Genomic DNA, 12,059 nt, shown 5'->3' with positions numbered 1-12,059 from the left:
AAGCGGCAGGCGTTCGCGACGCAAAAAAGTACCGGGCAGGCGTCAGAACGTGTTCGTATATATAATGCTGGGATGAGCAGCGAGCAACCTACGCACCGACGAGAGTTTATTACTGGCCGTACCGCGGGCAAGCTGGTGCAGGGGGCTGCGGGGCGGGCGGCCGACCACTTTACGCAGTTTGCCGACGCGTTATCGTTGGGCTCACCGGCCCCGACCGAACCGGTTACGCCCGGCTACGTGCTTAGTTTGTCGAGAAAAGCGATGGCCTGCGAGTTCGAAATTCGGCTAAACGCGGATCGCCGAGGAGACGATCGACAAACCGGGGCCGCGATGGAGGCCCTCGATTTGGTGGAAGAACTGGAAGACCAAATGACCGTCTACCGCGAGGTCGGCGAGATGGTCGAACTCAACCAGCAGGCGTCCCACGATTGGGTGGAAGTGGAGCCTCGGCTGTTCGCGATGTTCGAACTGGCCGACACCTTGTACCAGCAGACGGGGGGGGCGTTCGACATTACCGGGGGACCACTTTCGCGGGCGTGGGGGTTCGATGTGCGTCGCGGACGGATTCCCACCGAAGAGCAACTGACCGCCGCCCGTTCGGTGGTGGGATGGCAGTACGTGGAGCTCGATCGCGATCGTCATCGGGTGCGTTTCAACAAGCCAGGTGTCGAGCTGAACGTGAACAGCATCGGCAAAGGCTACGCCGTGGATCGCGCGGCCGAAGTGCTGGCCGAGCAAGGCGTCGAGAACTTTTTGTTCCATGGCGGGCGAAGCACGCTGCTCGCCCGTGGGCAGCGTACCGGCTGCGAAGGGTGGACCGCCCGAGTGCGACATCCACTCCGCCCGCAGCAAGTGGTTGCCGAGTTCACACTACTCAACCAAGCGCTTTCGACCTCGGGGGCGGCGACCCAGTCGTTTGTGATCGGTGGGCAGCGCTACGGGCACCTCATCGATCCTCGCACCGGTCAGCCGGCCGACACGATGCACTCGGTCACGGTGGTCGCCGACAACGGTGCGCTGGCCGACGCGCTCTCGACCGCGTTCTTCGTGATGGGCGAACAAGCCGCGGTCGACTATTGCGAGCAGCATCCCGAGGTGCAAGCCTTGCTAGTGCTCGCCGGCAACACGCCCGGCGAAGTACGACTCCGCCCGCTGAATCTGGTAGAACGCGAGCGATAGAAGACTCGCTAGAGAAACTCAACGTGGTTTTGCATCTCTTCCGGCGTCAGGACCTCGGCGATCAGAGTTAGCCCACCGATGATGGAGCCAATGGCTGTTTGTTGAGGAGCGTAAACAATACCGGCGTGATCAACTTGCATCGCGTGCAATCGCAAGAAATCGGCGTCCTGCGAAAAAACGACGCGCCCCTGCGAGCGGGCAAACTCCAGGTGTTCGATGTCGCTCGCGGCGAGCATCCCTGCTTGTTGCACATTGAGCACATCGATGCCGCGCTCCCGCAAACCAGCTGCTACCGCAAGGGCAACATGCTCGTCCAAGTAGTATTGGATTTTACGAAGCGTCGGCGGCATCTTGGCCGAGCCTTCCGTGGAGCTTCGATGGGGTCGACTGCTTCAGCTGTTCGATGAACTCCTGATTGTCGACCACCAGCTGCTCGACTTCGTCGCGATGATCGAAATAGTAGGCGAGCGCTGCGTGAACCGCTGCAACTGACAGCCCGTGGTTCGTCGCAATCTCGTCGGCCGAAAGCCCCATGCGATCGTACCAGACAACAATCTGATGTACCGTGATGCGATGCCCGGCAAGATGTGGTTGACCACCACAGATGCCAGGGGAGCAAGCGATGTATTGATCGAGAGTCTTCGGCGACATGGCTGGTTTCTGCGCGCGAACAGGGGACGAAGCTACCTGTATTGTAGCCCAAGTCACGGGCTCCGGCGAACAGAAACCCGCTATTCCAAGTCCCACCACCAGGTGCCTGGTTCGACGTGGGCTGGCTTTTGGCGATGGTAGTAGTCGAGCTTCTCGGAGGGGGACACTTCGCTGCGGAGCACGCCTTGGCTGTCGAACCAAACGCCGCCGCTCACGGCGGCGAGTATCTTGGTGTCGTCGACCAGACGATGGTTGAGCAGCGAGTCGACCTCTTTCGGCGGGTTGTATTTGGGGAGCGGCAACAGCTCAGCATTGAGGAACAGCACCGGTTGCCAGTTGGCCAACTGGTACAAGTCTTCGCCATCGAGCAATGCAGCCACGATGGCCAAATCGAAGACGTTGCGCAGTTCGCCATACACCGGATATTTCGCAGCAAGCGTCGCGTATTCGGCAGTGAACTGGTGGGCGAACTCCTGCGTGGCGTCGTCCGACTGCCCGGTGTGGATACGCTCGCCACGTTTGGTGAGCAGCTCGTTCTCCGACAGCACGCAGACCCCCGGGCCTGAGAGTTCGATCGCGGTGTTTTCGGCGTTTCTCGCAACCCCTGCGTAGTTGGTTGAGAACCACCACCTCAGCACGTTCATTGCTGGCTGCGTGTCGGCGTTGCGAGCCACGGTGTCGAGGTAGCTCTCGACGCCTGGCACCGCTTCGTCGAGCCCGATGCCGACCTGCTTCATGTGATGGTCGGCTTTCACCAGCACGTGGGCGACATGGGTGCCGGGATCGATGCCGAACACTTCGATGTCCTGCCGACCTAGTGTTTCGCGAAGCTCGCCGAGCCAACGATCACGGGCGCGCTTGCCTGGCGGAAGCGGCCTTTTGCCTGTGCGGTCGAGAAACGCCTGGGTCGATGCCAGATTCTCCTGACGCGGCGTGATCGAGCACCCGAATGGTTTGTGTTGCTGTTCGCGCTCACGGCGGAGCAGCGTAAGCAGGTCGTCGAGTCGCACGACTGGCATGTGAGTATCGGTCGAGACCAGGCGGTTCTGATCGCTCAAGGTCCAATCACCTGCTGGGCCCGCGAGAATCACGTCGCCGAGGTCGGGGTGGATGTAAACGTATTCCACCCGCTGCAGTCCGGCGAGCACCAGCATCGATTCGTCGAGCGGTTGGCCTTGCTGCATGCGCTGGTAGATGGCCGCTTCGAGCCGCGGCAGCGACACGCATCGCATGCGAGCGGCGTGTCGCACGTCGCCCGGTTCGATGGTCTCGGGGAGGGTAGGCACCTCGAGCGAGGCGGTCAGCATCTTCGGCTCAGCCTTGAACTCCTGCAGCAACCCGGCCGAGTCGACCCACACTCCGTTGGGGAATGGGCGGATGTCGGCGGTGCCGCCGTTGTCGACCCACGAATCGGGATTCACCGTCGAGGTAACAAGGTCGATCAGCGAGTCGAAGTCGGCGTTCTGGGCACCGCCCTGGAACGGGCCTTGGCCGTTCGCCTGACCGTTGTTCGCCTGCCCTTGGTTCGGGCCGTTCGAACCGGGGAAGAAATTGCCACCGTTGTTGCCGCCGTTCGGGATGAACGCATTCGGCTGGGCGGCCGCCATGGACGAGCCCAACACGATGGCAACGAACGCCAGCAGTAGATTGGTAAGCGAAACACGTTTTACGACGAACGACTTAGGCAAATAAGCCATGTCCCCAGTGCCGATGTCCTTAGTCCCGATGTCCTTAGTCCCGATGTCCTTAGTCTCCATCTCCCGTTCTCCTATCCCCAGTATCCGGTGTCCGATTCCTAAGGGCCACGATACCCTACCGTGCCAGCATTCGGGGGAAACGGGCTGAATTATTCCGCCGACTCGCTTTTTGGCGCCAGCAGGTCGAGGGCGATGGCGCCCATGGTCGCGATGCCGGTGCGGAGCGCGGGCTCGGGATCGGGGTAAAACTTCGGCGAATGCAGCGACGGCGGCGGGGTGCCATCGCTCGCGTACTGGTCGAGCCGCTCCTGGTTGACCACGCCGAGCTTGAACATGCAAATCGGAATGCCAGCCTGCCCGTAACGGCTGAAGTCCTCGCCCCCCATGGTGGGCTGGCCGCGCTGCACACGCTCGTCGCCGAGCAAGCGTTTTGCTACCACCTCGGCCTTGGCAACGAGTTCGGGATCGTTGTAGAGCGAGGGCGTGCCTTGATCGACCACGATCTCGGGTTCGGGGGCCCCGGCGCTAAGCGCGGCCGCCTTGGCTTTGCGCTCGATGGCCTCCTGCAGGTGCTGACGCACTTCGGGCGCGTAGCTTCGTACCGTGAGTTGCAGGTGGCAGCTATCGCCGATCACATTGTGCTTGGTTCCTCCCTCGATCGCCCCCACAGTGACCACCGCTGGCTCGGTGGCTTTAATCTCGCGACTGACGATGGTTTGCAGGTCGAGCACTAGCTTGGCGGCAATCACAATCGGGTCTATCGTCGTCTCCGGATACGCCCCATGACCTCCGCGGCCATGGATGGTGATGTCGACGCTATCGACATTCGCGCACGAGAAGCCCGAGGTAAAGCCCACTTCGCCCGCAGCGGTGTCGGCCGACACGTGCAACGCGACCGCAAAGTCGGGGCGGGGGATGAGGGCGAGCAGCCCATCGTTGAGCATCGCTCTGGCCCCTTCGCCGATCTCTTCGGCGGGTTGCATCAGCACCACCACGGTTCCTTGCCAGGCTTCGGGGTGCGCGGCCAGCATGCGGGCGACGCCGATCAGGTTCGACATATGAATGTCATGCCCGCAAGCGTGCATCACGCCGACCGATTGCCCACGATCGTTCTTGGTGCGTACTTGCGACGCGTACTCGCGGCCAGTCTCTTCCACCACCGGCAGGGCGTCCATGTCGGCCCGCAGCAGCAGGGTCTTGCCGGGACCGTTTGTGAAGACGCCAACCAGGCCATGCCCGCCGATGCCGATCTGTACCTCGGCGCCGAGCGCCCGAAGTTCGGCGGCCATCCGGGCGGCGGTATTCGCTTCCTTCAGCGACAGTTCCGGCGCTAGATGCAACTCGCGATAGAGCGTGGTGATCTCCTCCACCTGCTCGGCGGCAAACTGTTTGGCGAGTTGGTCGCTCGCGGTGGCCGTCGGCGATTGCGCTTCGCACATCGCAGGAAGCAGCAGGCCTACCGAACAAAGAAGGATAATAGAGCGACTATTCATTCAGTGATAATCCGGGATCAGCAAGGTACGTAGATAGGCCAGAGGGTTGAAGATGCAACCGATAGGCAATTGTAGTTTATCTGCCTCGCCTGGCAATTCGAGCCACAAGCCAACGCCAGGCAACAAAAAAGCCCCTCATCACGATCACTGCGAGCAGTGTCATGATGAGGGGCATGAATTCCGTCGAGTTGCGTTCGGCAAGCGTTAGCGGCGAACACGCAGCGCGAGCAGGCCACAAACGGCCAGCAGAGCCAACGAAGTGGGCTCAGGCACGGCCGTCAGCGAGACGCTCTCGATTTGCCAGTTTGGCAGCGAAGCACCTTTGGAGTACTCGTCGTTGGCCATCAGGAACTGGATGGCCAGGGTGTCGCCAGCGGTCATCGTGCCGAGGCTCGCGGTGCTGGTGATCGGGGCAGGGTAGCCAACCGAATCGTCACCAAAACCATCAAGACCATTTAGGTCGTGGTTGCCAATCAGGTCGAACGCGGTGTAGCCATTTTCGGTAAAGGCATCGCTGAGCACTTGCTCGAAAGTACCGCCGTTGACACTCGTGAATACGGCACCGCCATCCCAGGCACCACCTTCAATGCTATAGAAGTGCGAGAAAGAAAGATCAACCGCACCCGTTTCGGTGATGTCGATCAGCGGACTGGTGAGTCGAGTGTGTGAAGGTTCGCCCTTTTCAGAGGTACCATCGGTAAACCAAGCTTCGGCCACCGAATCATACGTCCAAGGACTTTCGGGGGCATTGTCGTCGGTCACCGTGTAGCCACCGTCCGAGCCACTGAAGTCTTCTTCATAGATGACTTGAGCCATGGCCCCTGGGGCGCATAGCAAGGCAACAATGGTTGCCATCCAGATTCTCTTGAGCACGAGGTCTCCTCCTACAAATAAATAGGTACACAAAAAGATGTCGTATCACTACAAAAAGGAAACCAGCAGAACACCAGCATGCACAGAGTGCGCACGCACTTGCTATCGTTCCCTCCGCCCACGCACCATTCCAGCGAAGTTGCATCCAATAGTCAAGAAAAAACTGACAATAAGCATGTGGATTAAGACGATCCCGGAAATTAGCCCTTCGATGGCGTTGCAAAGTCTGCGGACACTACGAAGATTCGATGGCGACATTCCGGCTTTTCAGCCAACTATTCCGAAAACCTACCGCGTGAACAACGACAGTCGGCCTCTTACCGATGGTGATCGTCGATCCCTCCGATGCCAGGTCCGCTCGCAACTCGGATGCCCTCCGACAGTGGTTGGTTTGGTCGTCGTCGACAGCCATCGAGGAGCGACTCTGCAACAAGTTGCGTTTTTTTGATACCGATTTCCAGCGCGTTGCCTAGCGTAGGTGATAGTCGGCACCCTACACTAAGGCAGTTTGCGAGGAGGGCTCTCTGAAATGGACGCGGCCGATCCTCCTGCTTTGATCGCAACCGACCGCGTGGCTCGCTCTTTCTGACGACGATTTCCCCCTCCTAGCAACGAGTACGAGTCGAACATGGCAACCGATACGGTATCGGAAGAAGTAGAGTTGGACCGACTTTCCAACTCCATCGACGAACACGACGAAGTGGCCGACGACGATCCTCGCTTTCGCGATCCGCTCGCGTGGCCTGATGCGACGACGAATCCGGTCCGCATCCGTTGGCAGTACGCGATCAGCATCGGTCTGATTCATCTGCTCGCTTGCCTGGCTTTCGTGCCGTGGCTGTTCAGCTGGACCGGCGTAGCGCTCTGCTTCCTCGGGCTGTACGTGTTTGGCACCCTCGGCATTAACCTCTGTTATCACCGCTTGCTAACGCATCAAGGCTTCGTCGCGCCGAAGTGGCTCGAGCATGGTCTCGCGTTGCTTGGCGTTTGCACGCTGCAGGACACGCCCGCTTGCTGGGTGGCGATGCATCGCATGCACCATAAGTACTCTGATACGCAGCCCGATCCCCATAGCCCGCTAGTGAATTTCTTGTGGGGCCATTGTGGCTGGTTGATGGTGGTGAATCGCGACTTTCGCAACGTGAACTACTACGAACGCTTCGCTCGCGACATTCTTAAAGATCGCTTCTACATGCAGCTCGAACGCCACTCGCTGTGGGCGATCATCTACATCGGGCACGCGCTGCTGTTCTATCTGGCCGGCTTCACCATCGGTTGGCTGACTGCAGGCAGCGTGATGGCCGGGGTGCAATTCGGCGCAAGCCTGGTGGTGTGGGGCGTGCTGCTGCGAACCGTGCTCACCTGGCATATCACGTGGAGCGTGAACTCGGTTACCCATTTATGGGGTTACCAGAATTACGAGACCCGCGAGAACAGCCAAAACAACATTCTCATTGGACTCGTAAGCAATGGCGAAGGCTGGCACAACAACCACCACGCCGACCAACGCTCAGCCGCCCACGGGCATAAATGGTGGGAGTTCGACATCACCTGGCTGACCATCCTGATGCTCGAGAAGCTCGGCATTGTCCAGCAAGTGGTCCGGCCAAAGGCTTGGACCAAACGCGAAGTGCCCAAGCCCCACTTCCAGGTCGACTAGGCCAAGTTGCCCACGCACGTTCAGCGAGGGTGGCCATTTTTGCCAAGCGAAATCTGGAATGAATTCCGAGGTTCAGCAACTTCGGGATCCGACGGTTTTTTGATCGCAATTGGCCACCAGTTTTTCTCTAATAGAGCGTGCACCACCAGCGGATCGGTGCTGCGCTGTTTGAAAACTTGGTAGGCCAGTTCTGGTTGGCAGCTGATGGCCATCGAGCCGTCTCTCGCCCCCCGGTTCCGAGGTGGGAGATCCCGCGAGAATAGTTTCCCATGGGTGGGAATCTATTTTGGGCAACTTCACCGGACGTGTTGCCGTAAGTCGCTTTTGTAAAACAACTTACGGTAATTGCGCAGCGCGAAAATAGATTCCCATCGGATGCGTTTTGGGAAATGGGAATCTATTTCAGGCCGAAAACCACTGGTTTCATAGCGTGGGCGAAGATTCAATTTTCCCATCGGTGGGAAAATTGGGAATCTATTCGGGGAACGCCCGAAATCGGCAGCGAATCACCGGGCATCCTTATTGGGCCGATTCGCCTAACAAGGCGACAATCCTCGGCACGATCGCCCGCATCGCCCGCGAGCGGTGGCTGAGCGCCCGCTTCACCGCGGGGCCGAGTTCGCCGAACGTGCGATGGTACTCGCGGACTTCAAAGAGCGGGTCGTAGCCAAACCCGTTGGTGCCGGAAGGCTTGGTGCGAATCACCCCCCGGCAGGTGGCCGAAGTTTCGGCGCGTACCTCGCCGGTGGGGTCGGCGAGCGTCACGTGACAGTAATACTGTGCCCCGCGGCGCTCGGGCGGCAGTCCGTCGAGCTTCTCGAGCAGCAGCCGGTTATTGTCGTCGTCGGTCGCGTCGGCACCGGCAAACCGAGCCGAGAAGATGCCGGGTGCTCCGTCGAGGGCGTCGATCTGGATGCCACTATCGTCGGCCAGCACCCAGGCACCGAGGTTTTGGGCCTGTTGCACGGCTTTTAGCCGCGCATTGGCGGCAAAGCTGTCGCCATCCTCGACGACTTCGATCGCGTTGGCGAAGTCGGCCAGCGTGGCGACGGACAGATGAAAAGGGGCGAGCATTTCGGCAAGCTCGGCACCTTTCTTCTTGTTGTGTGTTCCAATTACTAGTGGAGGTGTCATTTCCGCAGTTTACCGTATGCGGAAACGAAAAGAAGGTACACTTACGACACCGGCCCGCCATGCTGCGGGTTGCCCCCGCTGCGAAGTGTGGCGATTCTCGTGGGGCGCATTTATAATGACCGTTTAGGTTTTTTCGATTCATCGATTGCTAACAAGGTGGTAGATCGTGGTCCGAACACTTTTCCTGCTTCTGATCTGTATGACTTTAACCCCCGTGGTAACTGCCCAACCCGATTGGGAAAACGAGCGGGTGTTCCGCGTGAACAAGGAGCTTCCGCGGGCGACCGGCTACCCGGCTCCCAGCGAAGAGGTAGCGCTCGAGCGCAATGCGGAGACGAATCCTTGGGTGCAAACGCTCAATGGTCAGTGGAAGTTCAAGTGGTCGCCCGATCCATCGAGCCGTCCGGAAGAGTTCTTCAAGCCGGAGTTCAGCACCGAAGAATGGGACGAGATCGCGGTGCCAGGCAACTGGCAACTGCAAGGCTATGGAGTGCCGCTCTACACGAACGTCACTTATCCGTTCAAGGTCGACCCGCCGCGAGTGATGGGCGAGCCCCCTGCGAACTACACAAATTATAAAGATCGCAATCCAGTGGGTTCGTACCGTCGCACGTTCGCGGTGCCAGAGGACTGGGAAGGCAAGCCTGTGTTCGTGCAGTTCGATGGAGTCGACTCGGCGTTCTACCTGTGGGTAAACGGCGAGAAGGTCGGCTACAGCCAGGACAGTCGCACGCCGGCGATCTTCGATTTGACGAAGTACCTGAAGCCGGGCGACAACACGATCGCGGTCGAAGTGTATCGCTACAGCGATGGAAGTTACTTGGAAGACCAGGACTTCTATCGCCTGAGCGGCATCTTCCGCAACGTGCAACTTTACACGACCGGCATGACTCATCTGCGCGACGTCGCGCTGCATCCAACGCTGGATAAGAAGTACGAAGATGGCGAGCTGTACGCAGATGTCGAGCTGATTAACTACGCCGAAGGGCCATGGCACGTCGATCTGCACGTGGAGCTGCTCGATAGCGAAGGCCGAAAGCTCGGCGAAGCGGTCACCAAGGACGTGGCCGTAGGGCACGATGCCACCTCGGTTCGCACCGCTCCGATCGCGGTGAAGAACCCTGCGAAGTGGACCGCGGAGACCCCGAACTTGTACAAGGTGCTGGTCAAAACTATCGGCCGGCAAGGCGAAGTGATCGAAGCGGTCAGCTACCGCGTTGGCTTCCGCACCGTGGAGATCGAGGATGGCCAGCTGAAAGTAAACGGCCAGCCGATCCTCGTGAAAGGGGTAAATCGTCACGAGCACGATCCGACGACCGGTCACTACGTGAGCCGCGAGTCGATGCTGCAGGACGCGAAGCTGATGAAGCAGTTGAACGTGAACACCGTGCGAACTTGTCACTATCCTGACGATCCGTATTGGTACGAACTGTGCGACGAAATCGGGCTGTACGTGATCGACGAGACAAACATCGAATCGCACGGCATGGGCTACGGCGGCGGTTCGCTGGCCAAGCAACCAAGCTGGGGCCCGGCGCATCTCGATCGGGCGAAGAACCTGGTCGGCCGCGACAAGAATCACCCCTCGGTCATCATCTGGTCGATGGGCAACGAAGCCGGCAACGGAGCGAACTTCGAGAACAATTACGCCTGGTTTAAGCGGACCGATCCCTCGCGCCCGGTGCAATACGAGCAAGCCTACGAAGGTCGCGACACGAACAGCGATATTGTCTGCCCGATGTACGCCGGGATTGAACGCATCAAAGAGTACGGCAGCCAGCCGCAGACCCGCCCGCTGATCCAATGCGAGTACGCCCACGCGATGGGTAACAGCGTCGGCAACCTGCAGGACTACTGGGACGTGATCGAAGCGTCGCCTTACCTGCAGGGTGGCTGCATCTGGGACTGGGTGGATCAGGCGCTGTGGAAAGAGGCCCCGGAAAACGACCGCGGCATCAAGCAGTTCCTCGCCTACGGTGGCGACTTTGGCGACATCCCCAACGATGGCAACTTCTGCTGCAACGGGGTGATCCGAGCCGACCGCGTGCTGAATCCGCATGCGTGGGAAGTGAAGAAGGTGTACCAGAACATTAAGGTCACGCCGGTCGACATCAACCATGGCATGATCCTGGTGACCAACAAGAATACGTTCGCGAATCTGAATCAGTACGTGGCAAAGTGGACCGTGCGGGTCGATGGCAAAGTGGCCAGCCGCGGTTCGTTGGGCAAGCTCGATGTTCCGGCTGGCGAGGATATTCAAGCCTCGATTCAATGGCCGAAGCTTCCTGCTGGCGAAGCATTGCTGACTGTTTCGTTTGAGCTGGCCAAAGAAAGCCTCTGGGCACCAGCCGGTCACGTGGTGGCCTGGGACCAGATGGAGATCGGCACCACCTCGGCCAAGCCAGCCAGTGAAGCCAAAGCCGGACCGATTGAACTGCAGGAGACCGATGCGATCGTCCGCGTGGTTGGCGACGACTTCCAAGTGACGTTCAGCAAAGCCAACGGAGCGCTCACCGCCTTCCAGGCTGCCGGACGCGAACTGCTGGCCGCGCCGCTTGTGCCGAACTTCCGCAAGGTGCCGAACGACAACCAGCGGGCGCAAGACATCTACCGCAAGGACTTCCGTGGTTGGATGCGGGCGGCCGACGCAGCTGAGCTGAAGAGCATCGACGCGACCAAGAAGGGCAATGGAGTCATGGTGACCGTGGAGTGGCTGTTGCCGACCGCGCACAACGCGGAGTTGAAGGCGGACTACTACGTCGCTGGTACCGGCGAAGTCGACGTGCAGTTGGTGGTCGATCCCAAGCAAGACCGGGCGATGCCGTTGTTGCCGCGGTTCGGCATGACGATGGCCTTGCCGCAGAACATCGACCAGATCGAATGGTATGGTCGTGGTCCTCACGAAACGTATTGGGATCGCAAGTCGGGCGGTGAGATCGCCCTGTACGAATCGACCGCTGAGGAGATGCCTTACGCGTACGTGCGTAGTCAGGACACTGGTAACCGCACCGATACGCGGTGGTTCTCAATCGCTGGCAAGTCGGGCGACGGGCTCCGCGTAGAAGCGACGCAGCAGCCTGTGAGCTTCAGCGTGTTGCCTTATACGCTCGACGACTTGATGCAGGCGAAGCATGAGTACGACTTGCCGCGGCGGCCGTTCAACACCGTGTTCATCGACTCCAAGGTGCACGGCGTCGGCGGCGATAACTCCTGGGGCGCCCGCACCCACGAGGAGTACACGCTGCCGGGTAACGAGAGCCACACGCTGCGATTCCGGTTATCGCCGCTTCGGTAACCTGTAGCCGATTCCCCCCGCGGGGGGCGGCCATGCTAGTACAAATTGCCTTATTTTCGAGGGCGATTCGATAGCGA

10 protein-coding genes are annotated in these 12,059 nt (G+C 59.7%); 3 read left to right on the top strand and 7 right to left on the bottom strand.

The genetic code is table 11. The features are described from left to right. Positions 1–72: 72 nt before the first annotated feature. Positions 73–1,179 (top strand): FAD:protein FMN transferase, encoded by a 1,107-nt coding sequence (locus Pan181_RS19660; protein ID WP_145249327.1) that lies wholly within the window; start codon positions 73–75, stop codon positions 1,177–1,179. Between the two features lie 8 nt (positions 1,180–1,187). On the opposite strand, the gene Pan181_RS19655 is transcribed toward Pan181_RS19660, so the two are convergent. From Pan181_RS19655 to Pan181_RS19635, 5 genes are all read right to left on the bottom strand, one after another. Further along, positions 1,188–1,529, bottom strand: coding sequence for a DUF5615 family PIN-like protein (locus Pan181_RS19655; RefSeq protein ID WP_145249325.1), 342 nt, complete (start codon positions 1,527–1,529; stop codon positions 1,188–1,190). Continuing rightward, the gene (locus tag Pan181_RS19650; protein ID WP_145249324.1) at positions 1,510–1,830 is read right to left on the bottom strand and encodes a DUF433 domain-containing protein; all 321 of its coding nucleotides are present in this window, start codon (positions 1,828–1,830) and stop codon (positions 1,510–1,512) included. The genes Pan181_RS19655 and Pan181_RS19650 overlap by 20 nt, the downstream gene beginning before the upstream one ends. An 80-nt stretch (positions 1,831–1,910) precedes the next feature. After that, on the bottom strand, positions 1,911–3,587 hold the full coding sequence (locus Pan181_RS19645; RefSeq protein ID WP_145249322.1) for a DUF1598 domain-containing protein: 1,677 nt from the start codon (positions 3,585–3,587) through the stop codon (positions 1,911–1,913). An 89-nt stretch (positions 3,588–3,676) separates the two neighbouring features. Continuing rightward, on the bottom strand, positions 3,677–5,020 hold the full coding sequence (locus Pan181_RS19640) for a M20 metallopeptidase family protein (protein WP_145249320.1): 1,344 nt from the start codon (positions 5,018–5,020) through the stop codon (positions 3,677–3,679). A 204-nt stretch (positions 5,021–5,224) separates the two neighbouring features. Then, on the bottom strand, positions 5,225–5,893 hold the full coding sequence (locus Pan181_RS19635) for a PEP-CTERM sorting domain-containing protein (RefSeq protein WP_145249318.1): 669 nt from the start codon (positions 5,891–5,893) through the stop codon (positions 5,225–5,227). Between the two features lie 628 nt (positions 5,894–6,521). On the opposite strand from Pan181_RS19635, the gene Pan181_RS19630 reads away from it, so the two are divergent. Then, complete coding sequence (locus Pan181_RS19630) at positions 6,522–7,553, top strand: acyl-CoA desaturase (RefSeq protein ID WP_145249316.1); 1,032 nt, start codon at positions 6,522–6,524, stop codon at positions 7,551–7,553. A gap of 20 nt (positions 7,554–7,573) precedes the next feature. On the opposite strand, the gene Pan181_RS19625 is transcribed toward Pan181_RS19630, so the two are convergent. Together Pan181_RS19625 and Pan181_RS19620 are read right to left on the bottom strand one after the other, a co-directional pair. Beyond that, the gene (locus tag Pan181_RS19625; protein ID WP_145249314.1) at positions 7,574–7,765 is read right to left on the bottom strand and encodes a hypothetical protein; all 192 of its coding nucleotides are present in this window, start codon (positions 7,763–7,765) and stop codon (positions 7,574–7,576) included. A gap of 307 nt (positions 7,766–8,072) precedes the next feature. Then, positions 8,073–8,687, bottom strand: coding sequence for a non-canonical purine NTP pyrophosphatase (locus Pan181_RS19620; protein ID WP_145249312.1), 615 nt, complete (start codon positions 8,685–8,687; stop codon positions 8,073–8,075). Between the two features lie 199 nt (positions 8,688–8,886). On the opposite strand from Pan181_RS19620, the gene Pan181_RS19615 reads away from it, so the two are divergent. Further along, positions 8,887–11,982, top strand: a complete 3,096-nt coding sequence (locus tag Pan181_RS19615) for a glycoside hydrolase family 2 TIM barrel-domain containing protein (RefSeq protein ID WP_145249310.1) — start codon at positions 8,887–8,889, stop codon at positions 11,980–11,982. The last annotated feature ends 77 nt before the right edge of the window (positions 11,983–12,059 follow it).

This window comes from Aeoliella mucimassa (assembly GCF_007748035.1).
Lineage (GTDB): Bacteria > Planctomycetota > Planctomycetia > Pirellulales > Lacipirellulaceae > Aeoliella > Aeoliella mucimassa.
The sequence above is the reverse complement of the archived record's forward strand: the minus strand, read 5'-3'. Positions and strand labels throughout refer to the sequence as shown.